Origin of the sequence: Kothea flammea, from assembly GCF_052161645.1 — a bacterium.
In the GTDB taxonomy this organism is placed as follows: Bacteria; Planctomycetota; Planctomycetia; order Pirellulales; family Pirellulaceae; genus Laterigemmans.
In genome coordinates this window covers 3,227,833-3,251,702 of sequence record NZ_CP197414.1, presented here as the reverse complement: position 1 = coordinate 3,251,702, position 23,870 = coordinate 3,227,833, and the positions used below count along the sequence as shown (strand labels likewise).

At 55.2% G+C, this 23,870-nt stretch carries 19 protein-coding genes and 1 pseudogene; 15 read left to right on the top strand and 5 right to left on the bottom strand.

Features of this window, described 5'->3' with window-relative positions:
• Positions 1-8: 8 nt before the first annotated feature.
• From SH139x_RS12430 to SH139x_RS12415, 4 genes and pseudogenes are all read left to right on the top strand, one after another.
• Entirely contained in the window at positions 9-476 is a 468-nt protein-coding gene (locus tag SH139x_RS12430; protein WP_488355527.1) for a hypothetical protein, read from the top strand.
• A complete protein-coding gene (locus tag SH139x_RS12425) occupies positions 473-1,855 on the top strand; it encodes an efflux RND transporter periplasmic adaptor subunit (RefSeq protein ID WP_488355526.1) in 1,383 nt (460 codons plus the stop codon). Before SH139x_RS12430 ends, SH139x_RS12425 begins: the two co-directional genes overlap by 4 nt.
• A complete protein-coding gene (locus SH139x_RS12420) occupies positions 1,852-2,193 on the top strand; it encodes an efflux RND transporter permease subunit (protein WP_488355525.1) in 342 nt (113 codons plus the stop codon). The genes SH139x_RS12425 and SH139x_RS12420 overlap by 4 nt, the downstream gene beginning before the upstream one ends.
• Positions 2,148-2,393 (top strand): annotated as a pseudogene (locus tag SH139x_RS12415) (efflux RND transporter permease subunit); the annotation flags it as partial. The gene SH139x_RS12420 and the pseudogene SH139x_RS12415, both read left to right, overlap by 46 nt.
• 479 nt (positions 2,394-2,872) lie before the next feature.
• Here the strand turns inward: SH139x_RS12415 and SH139x_RS12410 are convergent.
• The 5 genes from SH139x_RS12410 to SH139x_RS12390 all read right to left on the bottom strand — a co-directional run bounded on the left by SH139x_RS12410 (position 2,873) and on the right by SH139x_RS12390 (position 9,223).
• Positions 2,873-3,253 carry a hypothetical protein gene (locus tag SH139x_RS12410; protein WP_488355524.1) on the bottom strand — a complete coding sequence of 127 codons (381 nt, stop codon included), beginning with the start codon at positions 3,251-3,253 and terminating at the stop codon, positions 2,873-2,875.
• 174 nt (positions 3,254-3,427) lie between these two features.
• Positions 3,428-5,953, bottom strand: coding sequence for a protein kinase domain-containing protein (locus tag SH139x_RS12405; protein ID WP_488355523.1), 2,526 nt, complete (start codon positions 5,951-5,953; stop codon positions 3,428-3,430).
• Positions 5,954-6,087: 134 nt separating this feature from the next.
• Positions 6,088-8,088 carry a hypothetical protein gene (locus SH139x_RS12400; RefSeq protein WP_488355522.1) on the bottom strand — a complete coding sequence of 667 codons (2,001 nt, stop codon included), beginning with the start codon at positions 8,086-8,088 and terminating at the stop codon, positions 6,088-6,090.
• A 161-nt stretch (positions 8,089-8,249) separates the two neighbouring features.
• Positions 8,250-8,387: a GxxExxY protein gene (locus tag SH139x_RS12395; protein WP_488356008.1), complete on the bottom strand. Its 138-nt coding sequence runs from the start codon at positions 8,385-8,387 to the stop codon at positions 8,250-8,252.
• Between the two features lie 233 nt (positions 8,388-8,620).
• Positions 8,621-9,223, bottom strand: coding sequence for a sigma-70 family RNA polymerase sigma factor (locus SH139x_RS12390; RefSeq protein WP_488355521.1), 603 nt, complete (start codon positions 9,221-9,223; stop codon positions 8,621-8,623).
• Positions 9,224-9,449: 226 nt separating this feature from the next.
• Between SH139x_RS12390 and SH139x_RS12385 the strand changes: the two genes are divergently transcribed.
• From SH139x_RS12385 to SH139x_RS12335, 11 genes are all read left to right on the top strand, one after another.
• Positions 9,450-12,140, top strand: a complete 2,691-nt coding sequence (locus tag SH139x_RS12385) for a sulfatase-like hydrolase/transferase (protein ID WP_488355520.1) — start codon at positions 9,450-9,452, stop codon at positions 12,138-12,140.
• Between the two features lie 113 nt (positions 12,141-12,253).
• A complete protein-coding gene (locus SH139x_RS12380; protein WP_488355519.1) occupies positions 12,254-12,937 on the top strand; it encodes an efflux RND transporter periplasmic adaptor subunit in 684 nt (227 codons plus the stop codon).
• A gap of 72 nt (positions 12,938-13,009) precedes the next feature.
• Positions 13,010-13,633: an efflux RND transporter periplasmic adaptor subunit gene (locus SH139x_RS12375; RefSeq protein ID WP_488355518.1), complete on the top strand. Its 624-nt coding sequence runs from the start codon at positions 13,010-13,012 to the stop codon at positions 13,631-13,633.
• A gap of 264 nt (positions 13,634-13,897) precedes the next feature.
• A complete protein-coding gene (locus tag SH139x_RS12370; RefSeq protein WP_488355517.1) occupies positions 13,898-14,725 on the top strand; it encodes an efflux RND transporter permease subunit in 828 nt (275 codons plus the stop codon).
• Positions 14,726-15,468: 743 nt separating this feature from the next.
• Positions 15,469-17,160: an outer membrane protein assembly factor BamB family protein gene (locus SH139x_RS12365; RefSeq protein ID WP_488355516.1), complete on the top strand. Its 1,692-nt coding sequence runs from the start codon at positions 15,469-15,471 to the stop codon at positions 17,158-17,160.
• A 29-nt stretch (positions 17,161-17,189) separates the two neighbouring features.
• The gene (locus tag SH139x_RS12360) at positions 17,190-17,858 is read left to right on the top strand and encodes an RNA polymerase sigma factor (RefSeq protein WP_488355515.1); all 669 of its coding nucleotides are present in this window, start codon (positions 17,190-17,192) and stop codon (positions 17,856-17,858) included.
• Positions 17,848-18,102, top strand: coding sequence for a hypothetical protein (locus SH139x_RS12355; RefSeq protein ID WP_488355514.1), 255 nt, complete (start codon positions 17,848-17,850; stop codon positions 18,100-18,102). Before SH139x_RS12360 ends, SH139x_RS12355 begins: the two co-directional genes overlap by 11 nt.
• A 78-nt stretch (positions 18,103-18,180) precedes the next feature.
• Positions 18,181-18,627 (top strand): hypothetical protein, encoded by a 447-nt coding sequence (locus SH139x_RS12350; RefSeq protein ID WP_488355513.1) that lies wholly within the window; start codon positions 18,181-18,183, stop codon positions 18,625-18,627.
• A gap of 148 nt (positions 18,628-18,775) precedes the next feature.
• Positions 18,776-19,141: a hypothetical protein gene (locus tag SH139x_RS12345; RefSeq protein ID WP_488355512.1), complete on the top strand. Its 366-nt coding sequence runs from the start codon at positions 18,776-18,778 to the stop codon at positions 19,139-19,141.
• A gap of 103 nt (positions 19,142-19,244) precedes the next feature.
• Positions 19,245-20,630 (top strand): efflux RND transporter periplasmic adaptor subunit, encoded by a 1,386-nt coding sequence (locus SH139x_RS12340; RefSeq protein WP_488355511.1) that lies wholly within the window; start codon positions 19,245-19,247, stop codon positions 20,628-20,630.
• Positions 20,627-23,869: an efflux RND transporter permease subunit gene (locus tag SH139x_RS12335; RefSeq protein WP_488355510.1), complete on the top strand. Its 3,243-nt coding sequence runs from the start codon at positions 20,627-20,629 to the stop codon at positions 23,867-23,869. Before SH139x_RS12340 ends, SH139x_RS12335 begins: the two co-directional genes overlap by 4 nt.
• Position 23,870 lies beyond the last annotated feature (1 nt).

The following is a 23,870-nucleotide window of genomic DNA, read 5'->3' as shown; positions in this document are numbered from 1 at the left end:
TTAATCGCATGAACGAATCAACTCAATCATCATCGAAATCCATTCCATTGCAGCGTTGGCGTCGCGCTCTGCCGGCTTGGGTGCAGGTCTGCGTTCTGCTGCTCGTATTCGCCAGCGGCATTGGTGTCGGTGCAGTCGGTGCGTCGCAATACATGCTGTCGCGTATGCAACACTACCGGGAGAATCCGGAAGTCTTGCCCGAAGAGCTTTCCGTCAAGCTGCAAAGCCGCATGAACATGAGCGACGACCAGACATCGAAAGTACGCGCCATCGTCACCCTTCGCCACGGAAATATTACGTCGCTGCGAGACGCCTCGGCACCCGGAATTTTGCAAGAGTTCTCTCTGATGGAACAGGAGATAGCCGAAGTGTTGAATCCCACCCAACGCGAGCAGTGGCACGAAACCGCCGACTGGGTCCGCAAAACGTTCTTGCCGACTGATCCCGCAGCACGTGACGTGAGCAATCCAGAATGAGCAGCGCCACGCCGAAGCGAATCATTTGGAAGCGTCTGCTGTTTATTCCTCCCGTCCTGCTCGGGATCGGAATACTGATTTTCGCGGCACATCTGCGCACCGGGGCGGAACGAGTTCCCAAAGAAGAAGTCAGTCGAGCGTTGCGTGTCATCCAAGTCGCCCGCATTCCTTTTGTGCCACGCGCAATCGGCTATGGAAATTCTCGACCGGCCCGAACTTGGGAAGCGGTCGCTGAAGTCAAAGGGCGAATCACCGAATTGAATCCACAACTCAAGCCCGGCGAGTTCGTATCGGCTGGAAGCACTTTGTTGCGGATCGACGAAACGGATATCAAGATCGCGATCGCTCGGCTGGAGGCGGAGATCGAACGAGCCAATGCGAGCTTGGCGGAACTGGAAGTCAACGAGCAAAACTATCAGGCTGCCATCGCACTGGAAGAGGAATCGCTGGCTGTGGTCGAGAGCGATCTTTCACGATCCAAGTTGCTTGCGACAAAGAACGCAACCTCCGCCGCAGAAGTCGACTCAGTACGCCGCAGTGTGATCTTACAGCGGCAAATCGTTCAATCGGTGAAAACCAAACTGAACCTGATCCCCGTGCAGATTGTATCCGCGAAAGCCAACATCCGATCCGCAAACGCAAATCTTGACGAAAAACGCCGCGACTTAGAACGCTGCACCATCGTGGCGCCATTCGACTGCCGCATTGGCCCTGTCGATCTTGAAGAAGGCCAATACCTTGCTGTGGGAGAACGCTTGTTCGTGGCGCAGACAACCGATCGCTTTGAAATCGAAGCCCAAATCCCAGTACCGCAATTGCGGCGGCTTTTTAATGACACCTTGCGCCGAGACGATCGTGCCCAATCGCTTGACGACAATGAACGCTCTGTGACTCGCTATTTTGATGTGCAGGTTGCGGTGCGCTATTCTGTTACCGGCGAAGAGCATCAACGTTCAGGAACCCTCGTTCGGATTCGCGAAGAGCTGGATCGACAGACGCGCGACGGTAGCGTGGTCGTGGCGATTGAGAACCCGGTTAACAGTAATGATGATGGGCCGCCGTCGCTGAACGGCTCAATGTGCGAAGTCGAATTGCGCGGCAGTGTGGTAGCCGACGCAATCGTGATCCCGCTATCGGCCCTGCATGATGACCATGTTTTTGTGCTGGATGCCGACAGCCGCCTGCAGCGTCGGGGCGTCAACGTGGATCAGACTCAATCGGATTGCGTTGTGCTACGCTCCGGATTGAATGTAGGCGACACTCTCGTCGTATCCGATCCCACGCCCGCCATCGTTGGGCAGTTGATCCGTGCCGAAACCGATCAATCGCTCGCAGCAACCCTGCGGCGTGAAGCGTCTGGTGAGGAACGGCTGCGATGATCGTATACTTCACGCGACATCCCACGGCAGCCAACTTGCTGATGATCGCGCTGTTGTTTCTGGGGCTGACAGCCATTCCCAAGCTGAAGCGGGAAACGCTTCCGGACATCACGCCGAACCAACTGCAAGTCTCAGCGATCTATCCGGGAGCCTCTGCCGAAGAGGTTGAAAAATCCGTCGTTACCAAAATCGAAGAAGCGATCGACGGAATCCAGTTCGTCAAGGAGATTGTGTCCGATTGCCGTGAAGGCATCGGGGCAGTCAGCGTCTACATAACACAGACATTCTCTCGGCAGCGACTTCTGCAAGTCGCGAACGCTTCCGAGCGATCGTGCTAACGTCACTTACCACGGTTGCCGGTTTGCTTCCGTTGATCTTCGAGACCAGCCTGCAAGCACAAGTTCTGATCCCGATGGCCGTCAGCATCGCCTTCGGCATCATGACGTCAACGGTTCTCGTCTTGCTAGTCGTACCCAGCCTTTACGCCATACTGGCCGACTTTGGACTTGTGTCAAACGAGGTTGATGTTTCCGGATAGGACACGCTTCAACGGATCCGCCCAGATCAACACGCTAGAAACCGCCCAGTTCGGGTAGTCGCACGGAACTGCCCGAGGTGGACTGGAACCAAACTTTCACATGAGGCAAGGATAGTGGACAGTGAAACCCCGCAAGTCATTGGCTGAAAAACACTTGCGAATTCATGCCCCAAATGGCACAAACTGATTGAACTTTTTGAGACCAGCGATTCACACCGAAAAGCCCATGAGAAAAGCCGCTGATCGTAATTGATCAGCGGCTTTCATTTTCAAAGGTGGAGGAACGAGGACACCAGTTGAACTTTTTGCGGTGGGCGTTTTAATGTGGGGGCCTGCTGAGATCGCTCGACTTGAGACGACTTCGGCTCAAAATGGGTTAAGCTTGGGCTTGTGGCAACATTACGAACGTCATGCCTAAATCTGAATCCTGCCCTGTGTGGGAGTTCGCTTTGGGATGTCGAGCAGGTGATCTTCGCCCTCTACGATTTCACCGACCCGCAGCCAATGATCGCTTCAATTCTCGAATTGATTGAAGATTTCTCAGCGGAACGGCAGAGGCTCGCGATCTTTTCAGTCAGTCCCTCACCGATCGTCGGCCTCGGTTGAAGCCGAAGGTTCGGGACTTGCGTTGGTCTGTTTAAAAACGTGATCGTGTATTCGTGTGAGTGCCTCGCACATCGTGAGGTGCATCCGTAGTAGTGCAGCGTGATCTCGATGTCGGCCAGATTCTGCTTGTAGGCGGCATTGATGTTGCCCCAGACCTGACGTGGCAGTGTGTTACTTTCGCCCGGGCCTTTCTTTGCCGATGCTTCGATGAGATCGGTCGAAACACCTTCGGGAAGTTCCCGATTGTACTTCATTGGTGGGGTTAAGTTGGTCCATTGCGCGTCGTGAATCGGGTCGGAGTAGAAGCCAGGAAAGATTCGTCCCGAGCCGGTTTCCAACAACGCAGGCTCGGCTTCCGCACGAAGTTTGGCGCAATCGGTTTCCGTCGGGTTAGCTGGCGTGATCGACAGAACAGCCCGTCCTTCGGGTCATTGCTTCTGCTCCGGGTGTGTGTTGGCAAACTCGCGAATTGAGTTGCGTGTGTTCGCAACGAGAGGGTGGTCTGTGAATTGGGGATCGATCGCGCCGATGTCGGCCTGAGCGTTCGCGATTGCTGCGTTGGCCTCGTCGGGCTTCTGCCACTGACGGTACATCGTCGCCTGACTGCGATACAGCATTGCCCGCCAGCACCGATGCCCAACAATGGTAGGCGATGTCTGCAAAAGCAGCGTCTGCAGGCGGACCGCCTCAGACAACAGAGCCTCCGCTTCCTCCAAACGCGATTGTATGCTGGCGATTCTCGACAATTTGTGACGAAGGTGAACTTCGGTTGCGAGGTACACCCCATTGTCCGAGCTGCTGGCGCGAAGCGTTGCGATTTCTTTTAACGCGTCTCTTAGGCGACCTTCGGATTCGTTAAACTGTCGTGGCGAACGCGGACCTCGCAGATTAACATCCGCAAGCGCTTCGACAAGCTCGAATCGCACAGCGGCATCGTCCGGCGTTGTTTGCAATTGATCGCGAAGAATCAAGACTGCCGCTCGGAAGTCTGTTTGTCTACTTCGTGGAGTCGTTGCCAGGCGTGATCGACCTAACAGCGTGTTCGCATACAAGATATTGGTCGTTCTGGTTTGCGATTGCGAGTTCATCAATTTCTCAAGAATCTGAATAGCACTTTGAATATGCTGAAGGTATTCGGCTCGCTGTTCGGGCGTGACCGATTCGCCGCGACGAAGTTGCGGCGGACGGCTTCCCAGATTCAAGTGGGCACGGGCGAGTTCCGTCAGTCCGGCTGTGTTTGAATCGTCAAGCTGAGACGCGGCGGCGACTGCGACTTCGAAACATTGCATCGATTCCGTCCGATTGAAATCGGTGGCGTACAAGGATCCGAGTTCGTTATTCAAACGTGCAAGTCGCAGTTGCAAATCGTCAGTCGGAATCGACGCGGGCTTGCCGCGTTCATTCAGCAACGTGATGCTGGATTTAAGTGTTTCCATACTGTCCGATATTCGTCCCAGGCTATGCTGAATTCGCGCAAGTTGAATACTGGAATCGACGCTTTGCAGAATGATGTCGCTGCGAGTGGGCGATTGCTGCGACAGTCGCTCGTAGATCGGTTGGAGACGTTCCAGAATCCTTGCGGAAATGGGCGAAGGTTCAATGCCGACATTCGGCAACAAGCCGTCGTCTTCGCATCCTTCCCCGAGCGGTAGGTCGGCTGAAGTTGGTGTTTGCGAAACGACATCAACCACACCATTGAGTGACTGCAACGCGAGGTCCACCGTTTGCTCAGACGCTTGCAAAGCATCGACAGAACGCTGATTTGCTTCGGACGTGAAAAGAAAAGCAATCGTTGAAACGATGGTTGCGGCGATCAGCGCAAATGCCGACGTTCCAACCGCAGCGGCAAGCTTGGGATTGCGACGTACCCAGCGAACGAATCGGCCCCAAAGTGACGTCCGTCTGGCTTTGATGGGTTCATCAGCAAGAAATCGTTGTAGATCGTCTCGCAGTTCGGCGGCGGACTGGTAGCGCTGCGACAGGTCGACATGGATCGCTTTGCCAACAATTGTCGAGAGATCCGTCGGCACATCTGTCCGGACGGCGTGGATGGGTTTCAGGCGATCGCCTGTGATCGAGCTGATCAAGTGTTCGGCATCGGTCACGTCGAAAGCTGGTCGACCAGCAAGCAATTCGTAAAGTGTGATGCCGATACCATAGATATCGCCAGCTTTGTTGGATACTCCGGAAAATCGCTCGGGAGCCATATAACGCAGGCTTCCGCTGACGGTGCGCGTGTTGGTGATGTCGTTGTCGACGTTCTTCGCGAGTCCAAAGTCGGTAACTTGCGCGGTTCCGTCTGCTTCAATCAGGATGTTGGCGGGCTTGATGTCTCGATGGATCACTCCGCTGGCATGAGCATACGAAATCGCGTCGGCAACTTGTTCGCCGATGCGAGCCACGTCGGTGCAGGATGTTTTTGTGTCGGAAGTGATCGCAGAGTCCAGTGACTTTCCATCGACAAGTTGCATCACCAGATAGTGCGAGCCATCTGATTCGCCGGTTCCATAGATCGGCACGATGTTGGTGTGATGCATCGCCGCAGCCGTTGTCGCCTCCCTGCGAAAACGTTTAAGCGCTTCGTCGTCCAACAGGCTTTGCTTCGGCAGTACCTTGATGGCAACAACTCGGTCAAGCGATTCCTGATGAGCTTCAAAGACGATCCCCATCCCGCCTCGCCCGATTTCGCGAATGATGCGGTAGTCGCCGAGTTGCGAAATTTCACGACCGGCCAGAGTCGCCCCGCCACATACTTCGACTTGCTCGTTCAACTTGATGCGTTCGATGGACGCGACAAGTGGGAACATCCGACGGATCGAATCGCTGATTTCAGGATGCCGACTTGCGTATTCCTCAACCGTCGGTCGATCACCGTTGCGGTAGCGGGCAATAAAGTCGCTTGCAAGGACATCGACCAACTCAAGAACGTCGTCGGTAGGTTCGGAAACTTTCATTCAGTTGGTCGCAATCGAGCGGTGCATGCAGAAGCCATCATGATTGGGACTGTATCGTAGCGGAAGCCGCAGAGACTTTCGGTCCGCACAGATTGCGAAATGCCGAAACTTCTAACAAGTTCCGCGGCGGGAACTTACTGACCCCGACGCTGGCCGTCGCCTCGGCCTCCGCCACCTGGAAAATGGCTTCGACCGGCGACCATGCCTGCCGTTCGATCCTGCTCCAGCCACACGGTGAATTCTTGTGTAACGGGTTTACACCAACCCTTTTTCTTGTTGCAGGCGAAGTATTGAATCTCAACCTTGATGGGCTTGCCAGCTTCCCAGTTCTTTACGTCGACCAAGAACTCTCGCGGTTCGGTGTCGGATTCAACGCTCAGCTTTTCAGCTTCGGCCATCGCCGGTGTGATGGTGACGCCATCGGCCGTGATGCGATACTTTGGTGGAGATGCCAAGTTGTTCCATTCGGCTCCCAGAATCGGATCCTGCCGGAAACCGAGGTACAGTTGGCCGCTTCCAGTTCGCAGCAGTTGCTGATCGGCTTCCGGACGCAACTTGGCGTAGCGATTGGATTCTGTGAAATCGAGCGACTTCAAACTTTCGGCCTGCATCTCTTCGCCACCAGCCGCGACCTTCAGTGGGGCGGCGATGCCCTCGACGGCCTTGCGTTCGATAAGCATGTCGTTGGGGTTGGTTCGTTGTGAAGTAAACTGAGGCAGATTCAGTTCAGCGACCGTTGTGACTTTTTCAGACGGTCCGACCAGTTCTTCAAGTGACTCTCGCAGACTGGATCCTCGCCCCCACGAAGCTCGATGCACAATTTTGCCATCGCGATCGAACACGAATTGTGAATTCGGTGTCATCCCGAAATGCTGCTTCATCTCGCCATTCATCGTGTCAGTCAGCCAGGGAATCGACGTCTTGAGCAACTCTTTTGCGTGATCAACCTGAGCGAAACGTTCCTGAATCGATGTCGGCTGCACATAGCCCCAGTTTTCGGGGTGAGTGAGCGATTGAAACAGAAAGTAAAACTGCACACCTTTGTCGCGATAGTCGGCGGCGACCGCTTCGATCTCCGGATAGGAATTGCGAAATTCAGGACATGTCAGACACCCGCCGACGACGACTGTGTACTTAGCGTCGAAGATGCTGTTGGCAGTAACCAACTTGCGGTCAACATTGTAAAGCTGCAAAGAGTGAGGCAGCGTCGAGCCGATCAGGAGCTTTTCATTGAATTGCGTATCACGTCGGCTCACTCTGTCACGAGGCCGTTCGCGCTCAGCACCACGAGTTGCCTGACCTCCGGTGGCACCTCCGCGCTGACCGGGGCCCATGCCCTGACCACCTCGTCCGCCGCGTCCCGGACCTTGTCCAGCCCCGCGACCGCCCTGAGCTGGTTGGCGGCCCTGAGTCGGTGGGTTCTTCATTTCCTGGTCAGCGTCGGGGTTCAGCGAGCCACGGCGGAATTGGGAAGCCAGTGTTAGCATTTCTTTTTCGTTGAGTGATCCGTTCTTGTCTGCGTCGGCGATTTCGAACGCTTCGTGCATGTGCCCAGGAAGTTCGTCAAGCGTCATCAGCCCGTCTTTGTTCGCATCAAGCGTCAGAACCTGAGCCGCAAATGCCGCATCCCCTTGTGCCGGGTCGCCGCCACGTCCGCCACTACCTGGTCCGCGCCCACCAAAACCGCCAGCATTTCCTGAACCCTGGCGTGCGCCACCGGGGCCGCCGCGTTGACCTCGTTGTCCCTGCATCTGCTGTCCGCTACCCGGACCACCACCGGGTCGGCCTTGTGCGCCCGGGCCTCCGCCTGGACGGAGTTCGTCACCGGTTAACCGGCCGTCACGATTGCGATCGAGCTTAAGAAGCGAAGCCGTTGCGTCTTTGATTTCATCGGCTGAAATTTCACCATCGGAATCGATATCAAAAATTGCCAGCCACGGCGGAGCCTGTTGCCCAGCCTGTCCCCCCAGAGCCTGACGCCCCTGAGCTCCACCGGGCCCGCCAAACTGCCCGCCAGCGGCACGCCCTTGTAGCCTGGGACCTCCTGGTCTTCCGGGTGGCTGAGCCTGCGCGAATGAATCGGCAATGAAAAACGTCAGGCAATAAACGGCGATCAAAAGTGGAGAGCGGCGCATCGGATGGTCTCGCTAGGTTGAGGGAACGGCTTCTGAGGCTTAAACCCCGACGGCTGGCCGAATCTACAGGCGGAGAAAAGTTTTGCTACGAATTTCACGAATCGACACGAATCCGATGGTCCTGATTCGTGAAATCCGTGGCCAAAACTTCTGCCTCTTCCTCAACGAACAATCCGTTCGTACTGAAGTGAACCGTGTTTGCCAAAGATCACCAGCAATCCAAGTTTCAAGCCCGTTGCCTTTAGGTAATTCAGCATTTGGGCACGGAACTTGTCATTCAGATCAGCTGTGCCTTTTATCTCAACAATGATTTTCGATCCGACAACAAAGTCAGGAACGTAAACCGCTTTCCATTTCGTTGTAAACCTCCATGCAGGCACCAATGATTGCGTAGCTCTCTTCCTTGTAAATGATCGTGGTCATGTCGACGAAACCTCTGCTTGTATTACGGGAACGTTTTGCCACGAATCGCACGAATTTTCACGAATCAGGCAAAGTTATTCGTGCAGATTCGTGAGATTCGTGGCTTAACTCAATCAATCATCTCCAGCACACCGCGCAGCCGTTCCAGCGCTCGCATGTAGCGGATGCTGGCGGCTTTGGGTTTGATACCCAATTCGATGGCGACTTCCTGATTGGTCAGTTCTTCAAAGTGCCGTAGGGCGAGTACTTCCTGATCCATTTCGCTCATAGCTTCGATCGCTTGTCGCACTTCATCAATCAGCTCACCTTTTACAGCGACCTGACTTGGCGATGTCATGTGAGCAATAAAACGCTGAGACAGACACAGCGACGTGTTACCCCACGGTCCTGAACGCGCGGCATTGGCTTCACGCAGCACGGATCGCGATTCGGTTTGCAGGTGTGAGCGGTGAATCCTGCTGAGCGTTTGGCCGACGATGAGACGTAGCCACAAAAACAGCGACGGGAAATCGCCATCGACGTAGTGCCTTAGCCGCTGCTCCGCTTCCAGATAGACCTCCTGCACGACATCGTCCGTATCAACGCGTCCGCGGATCTTATCGCTAAGTCGAAAGTGGATGATCTGCCACAACCGTGGACGGTGAATCGTGAACAGTTCCCCGAATACGCTTGTGTCGCCAGCGGCGAGTCGTTGTTCGAGGTCCTCAGTCATAAAACTTTTTTTGCGTCACGGCTGTAGATTGCTGAGAATCAGCGGGTTTAGACAGGCAGGACCAGTCAGAAAACCAGTTTATCAGTCGAGACTCCTGATGAGAATCAACGCATTGTCTAGAATTCAACACCGGCAACTCCTGATGGTGTCGGTCGTCTTATGCACTCTTTTTTCGCACGCCACATCTCTGCGAGCTCAGCAGGAGGCCACGAAAACAACGAGCCCGATGAAGAATATTGTCGTTCTGCTCGCAGACGACCTTGGTTGGGGGGACGTCGGGTTTCACGGTGGAGTGGCCGAAACACCCAATATCGATAAGCTCGCAAGAGAAGGCTTAGAGCTGGAACGCTTTTACGCCTATCCCGCGTGCAGTCCGGCTCGCGCAGCAATGTTGACCGGGCGTTTTCCTGGGCGCTTCGGAATTAGTGGTCCCGTGCGACCGCGCGATGAAGGCCTGCCATTGACCGAACGTTTACTCGTCGCAGACTTCCAGGATGCGGGCTACCAAACAGCGCTGATCGGGAAGTGGCACCTTGGTTTCTCCGACGATATAGCACGCAATCCAAGTCGACGCGGGTTCGATCACTTTTACGGGTTCATGGATGCGCATATCGACTATTACAAACACACAGGGATTCGCAGCAGTACGGACTGGCAGCGCAATGGGAAAACGGTTACGGAAGATGGCTATGCAACGGACCTTTTGACGCGTGAAGCCGTTGAACTGATTGAGAAACGCGACAAGCGAAAGCCATTGTGCATGGTCGTTGCCTACAACGCGCCACACACTCCGTTTCAGGCTCCTGAAGACCTGATCGCCAAATACAGCAACAAGCTGGACGAGCGGAACGCGACTTACGCCGCGATGGTGGATTCGCTGGATCAGGGCATTGGTGAAATTCTTGAAGCCATCGAAAAACAGGGGATGAGCGACGAGACAATCGTCGTCTTTGCTTCAGACAACGGCGCGGCACGAACGGGAACCAACGCACCGCTTCGAGGACAAAAGCGTCAGGTGTACGAAGGCGGAATTCGCGTTCCCTGCGTCGTGAAGGCTCCCGGCGCGATTAAGGCTGGCACGAAGTCACAACAATTCATCGCAATCCATGATGTATTGCCCACACTTGCCGGAGCGGCAGGCGTTGCGCTGAAAACAAACAAGCCGCTTGATGGTGCAAACGTTTGGGAGAATCTTGTTAACGATGAAGTGAAATCGCGAACCATGGTGATCGCTGAAGCAGACTTCGCGGTCTTCCGTGATCAGTGGAAACTGATACAAACTGGTGACGGCGCCCAGGAACTCTACGACATCGTTCACGACCCCAAAGAAGAAAACAATCTTGCTGGACAACGCAACGCGATCGCGAATCAACTCGCTGATGAGTTGAATTCGTTCAAGCAACGAGTCGCCGCAGATGAGCCTTTCGACAGCCTCGCCCAGCCGAAGCCAATGATCCTTGTCTCTGCCGACGTTGCTATTCAAGAAGGTTCGTCGCTGGCCGACGCAGAACTTCAAGGCGACGCCGAATACAACATCCTTGGCGACCGATTGATCGAATCCAACGGCCGCGGTGTGCGACTGTTCTCTGGTACCGACAAGAACGGTGATGGCGAAATGGCCGGCCAGGTATCCATCGTCAGTTCCGAAGTCTCGCCGAAAAGTCGCTGGTATCGCGTCGATATTACCGGGATGGCTCAAGATGGCTTTGCTGTCGATAAAGATAACTTGTTCTTGAAGGTTGAATTCTTTCAGAAAGGTGGCACGGATTCACTGGATCTGATCAAAACTCGCATCTATCCACAGGTTCAGCGAGAACGGAATGACTTCAAAGATGAATCGACAAACAAGAATCTGGGGCATTCCACGTGGCGAACGTACGCGATGGACTTTCGCACGCCTTTTGCCGAAATCGATTCGGTGAAGCTGAGCGTTGGATTCGCCGATGGTCAGGGCAAAGGCAAAGACTCCGAGTTTTGGGTTCAGTCGATGAGCTTGCGGCCGATCGCGACTCCGGATAGCTATCAGCCACCGGCGTCGGCCAGTCGACATTTCCCTCAGCCAGATGCCGATACGCTGGTGCCGCTCGGCGGTCATTGGTACTACGATCCTCAGGGAGGAAGTAAAGAACTGCGCAAGCAATTCGACTACACCAACGCTGATCAGTTGCTGTACAAATCAGATCGTTTCGAGGCACCGTTTGTTGGCAATATGTCGTCGTGGTTGCGAGCCGGCTACAAAGACATTGATGGCAACATTGTTGAGAAAGACGAATACAAGCCCTATGCGGTCGTCATTACACTGACCGACGATCACATTGTCATGCACAGTCGAAATCTGCCGAATCATCCAACGGCGACCTTTCCAGACAAGTGGCGAATGCTCGATAGCAATCCCTCGTACATTCAGGAAAAGGCCAACACCTGGTATCTGCCAAAGTATCCAAAGCCAGCAAAAGATCCGATTGCGATGGACGCTCAGAATTCCAACGGTGGTCTTCCGATGGGACCAATTGGCGTGGCAACCAACGGAGTGATCTTCTTCAATCCATTCGATCACATCTTCGAAACCGATGCCGTCTGGAGATTGGACCGCTGCTGTGGTCACCCAAGCCCACAGAGCGCATACCACTATCACAAGTATCCTGTTTGCGTCAAAACGCCGTGGAGTGACGAAGGCAAAATGCACTCGTCACTGATCGGATTCGCGTTCGACGGCTTTCCGGTTTACGGACCGTACGAAGCCGACGGACTGCTGGCAAAAGACGACAAAGACAACCCGCTCAACGATTTCAATCTCCACACGGACGAAGCGCGCGGTCCGCACTATCACGTCACACCTGGCAAGTTTCCGCACATCATTGGCGGTTACTGGGGCGAAGTTGATCCGAAGAACGGCCGCGGACATCGGGCGAGGTAGTTTTTTTGGGCCACGAATTTTACGAATCGACACGAATGGGAAGAGTTTCGATTCGTGAAAATTCGTGAGATTCGTGGCAGTCATTTAGAGAGCATTGCGTTAAAGCATTTCAAATGAAACGGCCTGCCATAACCACCATCCTATTTCATTGGGTCGCACCGATCGCGGTGCTGCTTTGTGGTGGGTGGTTTATTTTCGCAATGGGTCTCCGCGACAAACCAGAGCGAAAAAAGCCACCGGTTCGTAAGTCGGTGCCCGTTGAAGTTGTCCAAGCACGGCACCACACGGGGCCTTTGGATATCGTCGCCAGTGGAGTCGTCATTCCGAACCGCGAAGTCGAACTTTCGGCTCGCGTTAGCGGGGAAGTGATCTTCAAGTCAGATTCGCTCAGCCCCGGACGCTACGTCAACCAGGGCGAGATACTTCTGCGTATCGACGATAGCGACTACCGACTGGAAGTTGCTCGTCTTGAACAGGAAGTCGCACGTGCCGATGTCGAATTCGAACGCCTGAAACTCGATATCGAGAATGCCGAGCGGCTTATCAAGATCAGTCGCGATGTGGTGGCTGTGCGAAAGCGCGAAGTTGCCCGCATGGAGCAACTACGCAGAAATAGTGCGACATCGGCTTCCGAAATCGACACCGTCGAACTGGCGTTTCTGACAGCGATGCAGCAAACCACGACTCAGGAGAATCAGATTCGAGGTTTTGACACGCAGGCGAAGACTTTAAAGATGGCTCGCGAGCTTGCGTCACTGCAACTTCAGCGAGCCAGACTGGACCTTGAGCGAACATAAATCGTCGCTCCGTTTTCGGGCGTCGTAATCGCAACCCGCGTTGAGAAAAACGCGAATCTCGTTCCGGGCGCGATGGTCGCAACGATCGAAGATACGTCGAGCGTCGAAGTGCGCTGCAGCCTTCGCAGCGAAGACATGCCGTTTCTGCAAGCTTCTGATTCAACCAGTGACAACGCTTACGAACTTCCAACAGTTCCCGTGACAATCGAGTACGATCGCGGCGGCCGCACTTACGCATGGGATGGCGTTTTAAGCCGCCAGGACGGACTGGGGCTGGACCAGTCGACACGAACCTTGCCCGTTCGCATTCACGTGGCTAACCCAACAGCAAATCGAATTCCCGAATCAATGACCGACCAGATCGCGGCGGGTTACTTGAATGGTGACGCAGTCGATCCACTAGCGCTTGTTCGCGGGATGTTCGTGAAAGCAAAACTTCACTGCCAGCCAACGCGTTCACTCGCGGTGATTCCCGAAGCCGTCCTTCGCCCCGGTAAACAGGTCTGGTTAATGCGTGATGAAAAGCTGGCCATGGAAACGGTGCGGATCGCCCGCATCGTAGAATCGCAGGTGTACATCGACCTGACTCATTCGCCGCTTCAAATCGGTGACCAGATTGTCAGCTCACCCGTTCCCGGTGCCCGCAACGGCCTCGCTGTTTCGCTGAAGACAGACAAGCGACTGAGAGGAAAGTAACCACCAAACGCAACGGCTGACAAGCAAGACAAATCGTGCGGACCAGCCACAGTCGCCGCAACTTGCCACACGCCTCCATCAGAAAGTACGCAAGGCGATTCAGCCGGCAAACGACTCACCAAAAAGACGGCACTCCCATGAAAGCAGTCGTGCGCTGGGCGGTTGATAACGCGCCCGCCACCAATACGCTGGTACTTGCCATCCTGATTCTGGGTACCTGGTGCGGCACTTCGATGCAGCGCGAGTTCTGGCCTTATTCCAACTTTGGACGTCATACAGATCAGCGTCGAATACCGCGGCGCGAGTCCCGAAGAAGTCGAAGAGGGCATCTGCCAGAGAATCGAAGAAGCCGTTCGCAGCGTGACCGGCGTTTACCGAATCACGTCGGTTGCGCGAGAAGGTGCTGGCAATGTCATGGTCGAATTAGATTCTGGCCGGGACGAAGCAGACGTGCAGGAAGTCCTCGGCGAAGTCCGTTCTCGAGTCTACAACATCCCGAGCTTCCCCGCACTGGCCGAACAACCTGTCGTTCAGCGTCAGCAACCACGCACTACAGCACTCAGCATCGGCGTCATTGGACCAGACGATGATTCCGTTCAGGCAAGCCTGGCCCTGCGTGAACTGGCCGAGAAAGTTCGCGATGAGGTTCTTCTAAGAGACGATGTTTCACAAGCTGAAGTCGTTGGAGTTCCCGATTACCAGATCGACGTCGAAATCAACGAAGATGTGCTCCGCCAATACAACCTAACGCTGTCGCAGGTCGCCGAAGTCGTCCGCTCCGAAAACGTCGAAGTCCCGGGAGGAACGCTGAAGACATCATCTCAGGACATTCTTCTGCGTGGCAGCAATCGGCAGTCTACCGGGTCAACGATCGCTGCGATTCCACTGATCAAGGACGCCAGAGGAGTCGTCCTGACCATCGGTGATCTTGGCGAGGTCCGTGACGAATTCACCGACGATTCCGCGATCAGTCGCATCAACGGACGCCCCGACTTGGCCGTGCAGATCGACTCGGCCAAAACGGAAGACATCATCAATGTGGGGGACGTTGTCAAAGAATTTGTCGACAACTACGACGTACCTCCCGGATAATGGACCGTAGAAGTCCGTAAGTGCCTTGGTCACAGATACTTGACGCATTCCGTCGAGACGTCATGGAAACGGATAGAACTTTTCGAGACGGGCAATTGACCCTGAAAAGCCCACGAAAAAAGCCGCCGATCGCATTTGATCGGCGGCTCTTGTTTTAGGTAGTGGAGGATCGAGGACACCAGTAGAACTTTTTGCGGGAGCTATCGCCACGTGGAATTTGGAAACAGCAAGGATGGCCAAGTCTCTTTCCCTCCCAGTTGTTAACCAATGAAGCTTCGGTCAGATAGCTGAGCAGCTCCCCGAGGCGGTCTCAATCCGAACCGCGGATTCATCGATCTAGGTGCCTTTCGTAGCATGAGGTTACGTCGATTACCGCATATCGAAATGTTCAAGTGGAACTCGATTGCGGACCGAATTCGAGCGGAATCAGAGTCGGCAAAAACGAAACGGGATCGTATGCGACTGTCGCGGTACTATCAGTCTCTGCTTGACTCCGGCGAAGCCAGCACGCTCGCGGAAATTGCTCGGTGGTTAGGCGTTTCGCCGGCTCGGCTGACGCAGGTTCTCAATCGGCTGGTGGCCGACGGTGAACCGCGTAGCCGGTGATTAGGCAGTCGAAAATAGGATCGCACGTGGACGTTTTGTGCTTGAACGGTCAAATCCTGGAATTTGACGTTTGCCCCTGTAACCACTCCTGTCCTTGATTGCACTAGACCATCGAACACACTTCACGAGGAAATTCGATGGTGATCCAACTCAATCTTCGGTTTCGATCCATTTTCACTGCTTTTTCCGCGGTCGTGTTACTGATCGCGCAATCGGCGGTCAGTTTTGGTGAGGACTGGCGGCAGTTTCGAGGCGAGCAAGCCTCCGGGGTTTATGCGGGAGATGTCCCGGCGCGGTGGGGCGATGAGCAGAATCTGAAGTGGGTGATTCCTCTACCCGGAAAAGGCGTCAGCAGTCCGATTGTGGTTGGGGACCGAGTCTTTGTGACGACGTTCTCCGGGTTTGGGCAGGATGTGAACAAGCCGGGAAAACTTGCCAGTTTGAGGCGGCATCTCGTCTGCATTGATCGTCATTCTGGCAAAGAATTGTGGCAACGCAGTCCGCCAACTCGGTTTCCGGAAGACAAATTCGAAGGCTTTGTGACGGATCACGGTTACGCAAGCTGCACGCCGGTTTCGGATGGCGAACGCGTGTTTGCGTTCTTCGGGAAGTCGGGCGTTTACGCGTTTGATCTCGATGGAAATCCGCTGTGGCACAAGTACGTTGGCAGTGAGTCTGGCCCGACCGAGTGGGGTTCGGGAGCCAGTCCCGTCGTCTACAAAAACCTGTTGCTGGTGAATGCATGCGATGAGACTCAGGCGCTGATTGCGTTTGATCGAACCAGCGGTGAAGAAGTCTGGCGCGTGGAAGCTCAACTTTACGAAGGCAGCTACTCAACGCCGGTGGTCGGCAAGGCGGCGGATGGCAGCGAAGAGATCATCATTCCGCTTTCGGACGAAATCTGGGGCATTGACCCGGCGACGGGCAAGCTGAAGTGGTGGGTTGCTGAATCGCTCGGCAAATACATTTGTACGACGCCGATTGTTGGCGATGGCGTGGCTTATGTGGCGGCCAGCAGCAAGGTGATAGCGATTCGTCTTGGCGGAGTCGGCGATGTGACGAAAACTCACGCGGTGTGGTCTCGCAATGCGGGGCCGGGCGTTCCTTCGCCGGTGCTGGACGACGGGAAACTGTACTGGGTTGGCACCAACGGAATTCTCACGTGTGCCGACGCAGCGACGGGCAGGACAGCGTGGCGAAAGCGAATCGGCGGCGGAAAACGAAACATTACGTATGCTTCGCTGACCAAAGCCAACAACGTCTGGCTGTCGATGAGTCAACAGGCGGGGACGATCGCGTTTCGGTTGAAGCCGGAGTTCGAGGAAGTTTCCGTCAACCAATTCGCGGGCGACAAGACGCCGTTCAAGTGCTCATTCGCGGCGGCAAACGGAGAGCTGTTTGTTCGTTCGGATCAGTTCCTGTACTGCATCGCGAAGAACGGAACGGCGAATCTCGCAAACGTCAAAACGAAAGCTCCCAAGTCGAGTCTCTCGGATGCGTTTGCGTCGATCATAAATCGCAGCGGCAGTCCATTTCAGGGGCGAAGTGCCAACAGCGTTGGACCGGCTCAGTTGCTGATGACGTTTGACGTAAACAATGATGATAAGATCAGCCCGGAAGAACTGGCCGAGTCACCGATGCCCAAGTTTGTACAATCAATGATGATGAAAAACGGTGACAAGAACAAAGACGGCTTCATCGACGCCGAGGAACGCAAAACGCTTCAGGCCGAGATGAAAGGCAAGCCCGACGAAGTCGTCGGTCGAAAAAACGCGGGCAATCGACCTGTCCGTCCACCGGTTCTTGTGAAGCAAACACCTTCGGATTGAACCTCCACCCGAGAAATAACCATTCAAACATGCAGCTCGCTCTGCCCATTCCTGCGGCGTCATCGCCGATTGATCTTCGCCACGCACTCAGTGCGTGGCTTGACCAACGCGCGATGCTGGCCGTGCGACTAAGTGAAGCAGAGGATGTTCCCGAAGAGGTTGAAGCGAACGTCATCAGCGCAGCACGCAACGGCGACGAAGATGCATTTCGGCAAATCGTTGACCGCTACCAGTCCACGCTGACCACTCAGATGCGACGCTTTAGCGGAGACCGACAAGTCGTCGAAGACCTAGTGCACGATGTTTTCGTCGAAGCCTTCATGAGTCTCGGCAGCTTCAAAGCGAAAAGTCCGTTCGAGCACTGGCTGCGAAAGATCGCGGTCCGTGTCGGGTACCGGTTTTGGCAGTCGCAAGCCCGCGATAAGGGGCGAGTCGAGAAACTTCGCGAAGAATCTGTCACTGCAACCATCATGACCGATCCACCCGGTGATGCCGTCGAAGCTCGCGAGCAGTTGCACGTCATGCTGGCGAAACTTGCGCCGCGCGATCGGCTTGTGTTGACGCTTTTGTATTGGGACGGCCACTCGGTCGCCGAAGCCGCGAAACTGGCAGGGTGGACTCAGACGATGGTCAAGGTTCAGGCTCATCGCGCCCGCAAACGACTAAAGAAACTTCTGGAGGAATCCAATGAAACATGACAGCCCCGAAAACTGGATTGAACATCGGGCCGAACTGGCCGCGCGAGTCCATGATTCGCCCATCGACGTCACCGACCGCGTGTTATCTACGCTGTCCAGCTACAAGAACATTGGGCTGGCGGTGGACAAGACGCCGCTGATATTGGGCGGCGGCCTGATGGCTTTGGCGGCGTCGATCATGTTGATGCTGCTTCCGAGTCTCACGGTCATGACCGAACCGTGGATCAGCTTCTGGTTCATTTAAAGAAGTTCATTTCACGTAGGGCCGGTTCCTACAGCTACCGCTGACTACGAGACTCAGCAATTCACGTAAGGTTTCGCCATGAGTACCACAAATTCCACTACCAAACGCAAGCCCACGCGATGGCGACGAGCGTTACCAGCGTGGATTCAGGCTCTGGTTCTGCTGGTCGTATTCGGCAGCGGAATCGGTGTCGGTGCCGTTGTGGCATCGCGTTACATGCTGACTCGAATGCAACACTATCGAGCCCACCCGGAAGTCCTGCCCGAAGAAATCACCGGCACCTTGACCAGTCGACTCCATCTTACCGACGAGCAGTCCGCGAAGGTTCTGGCCGTGATGACTCATCGGCACGGTCGCATTGAAGCCGCTCGCGAGGCATCGGCACCGGAAATCCATTCGGAATTTGACCTGCTGGAAAAAGAGGTCGCCGCGGTTCTCAATGAGGATCAAAAGGGGCGTTGGCTTGCGACTGCGGATTGGGTACGCAAGTCGTTTCTCCCGCGACGTCCCAAAGTTCAACAGTGATCTGCGCGTGTGTGGGAATTCTTTTTGCAAAAACTTTTGTCGGGGCTGTAACCGATTTGCCGCTGGCTTTCACTATCACTGTGAAGCGAATGACATTCAGGCCTGAAGTCGACGCGATTCTGATTCTTGCACATGATGAAGATTGAAAATGAAACCACTTGTCTGTTCGTTTGCGTTGCTACTGACGATTACCTCGGTCAGCTCGGCTGAGGAAAACAACTTTGGCCGCCCGTTCGGCCCGCCTGCGAAAGTGATCGCAGCGTGGGAAAACGGTGAAGGCGACTCTCTGCCCGGTCCGCCGGAATGGGTTATCGCCATGCGAGGTGGCGACAACGCAGCCCGCAGCGGAATGCCACCGTGGGTCGCCGCGAGACACGAACGTGCTGCCGAAATCGGCTTGCCCGGCCCACCGCCCGAAGTGATCGAAGCTTGGGAAAACGGCGCAGGCGACTCCCTGCCCGGTCCGCCACAGTTCGTTCTGGACATCTTGGCAATGTTCCGAGGCCAGCGTTAAGAAAAACAACGCTAAGCAAAAAACCTCAGTTCAGAACCTCGGCCAGCCGTTTCGCAAATACGGCTGGCTCTTTTCTTTCATCAATGCGGACATCGGAAACCTGATGACTCAACAGCAAAAGTTCATGTGGCCACATCGTCCATTGCTGTTTCTTACCCCATTGATTCTGGGTGGGGCTGTTCTTGCGTTGGCAATTCAAATGCGGACGCCCCCTGAAAAGCGAGTCGTCGAGGAAGTCGCGCAACCAGCGCGAGTGATCACAGCGCGTAAAGTTCAAGTCGTCCCGCGAGCGATGGGGTTGGGCGAATCAGCCCCGAAGCGAATCTGGCAGGCTGTCTGCGAAGTGAAGGGGCGAATTGTCGAAGTTCATCCACGACTGCAAGCGGGCAGCGCGTTCGGCAAAGATGAGCTGCTGCTTCGCATCGACGACGCAGACGTCAAGCTTTCAATCTCGCGACTGGTTGCCGAGATCGCGCGTGCCAAAGCCAGCCTTTCCGAACTCAATGCGAATGAAGCGAACTATCGGGAGGCACTGCTGCTGGAACAAGAGTCACTGAAAGTGGCAAACGCCGAAATGGAACGCCTCAAAAAACTCGTGAGCCGCAACGCGTCGTCCGCCGCCGAACTCGACAGCAAGCAGAGAAGTCTCATCACTCAAAAGCAGCTTGTGCAATCGGTCAGGAGCAAGCTGAACCTCCTGCCGACGCAAATCGAGTCGGCTCAGGCCGCACTAAAAGTCGCTGAAGCAAATCTTGCCGAACGCCAACGTGACCTGCAACGCTGCGAAATCCGCGTTCCTTTTGCGTGTCGAATGGGAGCGGTCAATCTTGAAGCCGGTCAATTCATTGGCGTTGGGGAGAAGCTGTTTACCGTTCAGTCCAGCGACGGGTTCCTGATTGATGCCGAAATTGCGTCGCAGGATTTACGGCGCTTGTTCGATGCGAACGCCACCGAACAAGCCAGCGATGAAAATCGCGATCCTGCGGATGTCACCGCCGACGATCGACCGTCCCGTTTTCAGGTCGATGTCACGCTGCGATATAAACTTGGCGGTCGCATCAACACGCGAGCAGGGCGCTTCGTTCGATTTCGCGAACAGCTGAGCGATCAGACTCGCAGTGGAATCGTCGTCGTCGAAACCAACGCAGAAAGCGACGACGGCCCACCACCCATTCGCGGCACGCTGTGCGAGATTGAACTTCGCGGTCGCGTCCGAAAAAACAGAATCGTCATTCCGACGAATGCCATTCAACGAAGCGACACTGTCTTCGTCGTTGATGCCGAACAACGCTTGCGCCGTCGCACCGTTGTCGTCGAGTTTGAGCAGGATGACTTTGCGGTGATTCAATCGGGAGTCAACGACAGAGACCTTGTTGTGGTTTCTCAACTCCCGTCGGCCATCGAAGGCTGCCTTATTGAACCCATCGCGGATGACGCTTTGCAGCGTGACATCGCACTGTCAGCAACCGGATCGGAGTCGTCTGAATGATCGGCTACTTCTCCAGACATCCGACCGCCGCCAACCTGCTGATGATCGTGTTTCTGTTTCTCGGACTGACCGCTCTGCCGAAACTCAAACGCGAAACGCTGCCGGACATTACGCCTTCTCAAGTTATGGTGACCGTTGCGTATCCGGGAGCATCGGCCGCCGAAGTCGAACAGTCCATTGTGCAGCGACTTGAAAATGCCGTGGACAACATCGAGTTCGTCAAAGAAATGGTCGCAGCATGTCGCGAGGGTGTCGGCACGCTCACGCTGGAAATGGAGTCGCGTGGCAGCCTTTCGGACTTTCGGGACAACATCCAAACCGCAGTTGACGGCATTGATGATTTCCCCGACGAAGCTGAAGCGCCCGTCGTCACGGAGGTCGGCGGGACGGATGAAGTTCTTTCCATTGTCGTAAGTGCTGACGCGACCGCTCTGGACCTGTACCGACATTCCAACGGGCTGAAATCACGTCTGCTGGCCGTGCCCGAAGTTTCATTGGTCGACCTTGAAGGCATCTCGGAACCGCTGGTCACAGTTGACGTTCGGCAGGAAGCCATGCATCGACTGGGTATTTCCGTCAACGATGTGGCTTCTGCCATTCGACTCCAGAACACCAGCGTCCCGGCGGGGGAAGTCGCGACGGCAGACCAGCAATTGCTGCTGAGGCTTTCCGGGCAGAGCGATTCGCTTCGCGAGCTGAAGAGACTCGTCATCGTGGCGGTGAAAAGCGGACGTGAGGTTCTGCTTCAGGATGTTGCATCGGTCGAATACGCGTTTCAGGATGAGAACCGGCAGACGTTTGTCGATGGACGTCGGGCTTGTCAATTGGTCGTGCGCAAGTCGAAAGAGAGTGACATCGTTGAGGTTGCCGACGCCGTTCGAGCTTTCGTGGCGGACGAAGTTCAGCGATACCCGGCTGTCAACATCTCGTTGACCGGCGATGATTCCCAGTTGGTTCGAGCACGACTGGAACTGCTTGTGAAGAACGGCTTGCAGGGTGTGCTGCTTGTGTTCTGCACGTTGTGGTTGTTCTTTAACTGGAAGTTGTCGTTCTGGGTGGCGGCCAGCCTGCCGGTATCTTTTCTAGGTGCCTTGTTCTTGTTTCCTGTGTTCGGCCTGAGCCTGAACATGTTCACGCTGTTGGCGATGTTGCTGGCGCTGGGGATTTTGATGGACGACGGAATTGTCATCGCGGAAAGCATCGCCACGAAACGCGAGGCCGGGATACCCGCCATGGACGCGGCCGTTCAGGGTGTTTCCGATGTCGCGGCCGGCGTATTTTCTTCCTTCATAACGACCGCGTGCGTGCTCGGTCCGCTGGCGTTTCTTTCTGGACGAATAGGCGAAGTGCTGTGCGTCATTCCGATCGTGCTGCTGCTCGTACTGATGATCAGCTTGGTCGAAGCTTTCTTCATTCTCCCGTCGCACCTCGGGCACGCTCTGTCGGGTCAGTCCGAACCGAACCGCATTCGGAAAACCGTCGAAGCGGTTTTGAATTTCGTCCGCGATCGATTCTTCGGCTGGCTGATCGATCGAGCGTTTCGCTGGAGGTATCTGACGCTTGGCATCGCCGCTGGAGTGCTGATCGCCTCGATCGGTCTGCTCGCATCGGGAACGTTGAGGTTTCTTCCTTTCCCGCCGATCGAAGGCGACGTTGTGATTGCCCGAGTCATCCTTCCGGCAGGTACGCCATTGGGCAGAACAAAACAAGCGATTGCAAAAGTGCAGGCCAGCCTGAAACAAGCGGAAGGCGAATTGTCTGCCCGAAACAACGAACCCGATCGTTTGGTGCAGTCTTCCCTCGTCGAGTACGGTGTGAACACGGAAGCGTTTGAGTCTGGCTCGCACGTTGCGACGATGACCGTTGAGCTGTTGTCGGTCGAGCGGCGTGCGACACGCATTGACGAATTGGTTGCACTGTGGAATGAATACAATGGATTGATGCCCGATGTGGTTTGGACTTCAATCGGTCCGGCATCCTTCGGCCCGGCCGGTCGCCCCATCGAAGTCCGGATCGCCGGTGAACGACTCGATGACCTGCAAGCCGCCGCGATCGAAACACGAAACTGGTTCCAGCAATTCCTCGGCACTCGAAACGTCAATCATGACTTGCGAAAGGGCAAGACGGAGCTGCAATTGAGCCTGATTCCCGGCGCAACGGGACTCGGCGTGACGTCTGCTTCGGTCAGTGAACAGGTTCGTGCCGCATTTCAGGGGACGGATCTCGGCGAAACGTATATCAACAACGAAGCGGTCAACGTAAGAGTTCGTTTGTCGCCCGAAGATGCCAACAGCCGGCGCAGCATCGATGCACTGCCAGTTTCTTTGCCATCGGGTAAACAACTGCGTCTGTCGTCGATCGCGGATCGTAAAAGAACCAAGAACTGGTCACGCATCGCTCGCATCAACCGTCTACGCACGGCCACGGTTCGCGGCGATGTCGATCCACGCATCGCGAGTGGCAACCAATTGGTTCAGCGTTTTCAAAAAGAGAAAGCGGCGAAGCTTGAGGGTCAATTCTCCGGGGTTCGATTCGTGTTCGCCGGGGAGACTCAGGAGAGTCGCAAGACGGCGATGTCATTGCTGACAGCCGCTTCGATTGGACTGGTCGGCGTGTACGTACTACTGAGCTTCCAGTTCCGCAACTACTTTGAGCCATTGGTCGTGATGACGGCGATTCCGCTGTCGATGATCGGAGTACTTTGGGGGCACTGGTTGATGGGCATCGACATGACCATGCCCAGTTCGCTGGGATTCATTTCGCTGGCGGGTATTGTCGTCAACGATTCGATCCTGCTGGTGCTGTTCCTGAAGAATTCAATCGCGTCGGGTAGTGAGCTTTCCCATGCCGCCAGCGAAGCCAGTCGAGCCCGCTTTCGAGCCATCATGCTGACATCTCTGACGACGATCGTCGGTCTGTTACCGTTGCTGTTTGAAACCGACTTACAAGCTCAGGTGCTAATCCCCGTGGCGGTCAGCGTCGCCTTCGGCATCATGGCCTCCACACTGCTCGTGCTACTGGTCGTCCCCTGCCTCTATGGCGTCCTGAATGATGTTACAAAGCTGACCCAACAGCAACCTGAACTTACTCCCGCTCAAAGGACCCGCACGAATTCAACAACATCGCCAGCCAACCAGAACTGGAATCGACCAAGACCAAGTTCAGAAGCTTCATTCCGAAGACCTTCAGGAAGTCGTTGGGTGGTCGAAATGGATGATCAAAAGGCGCATACTACATGAG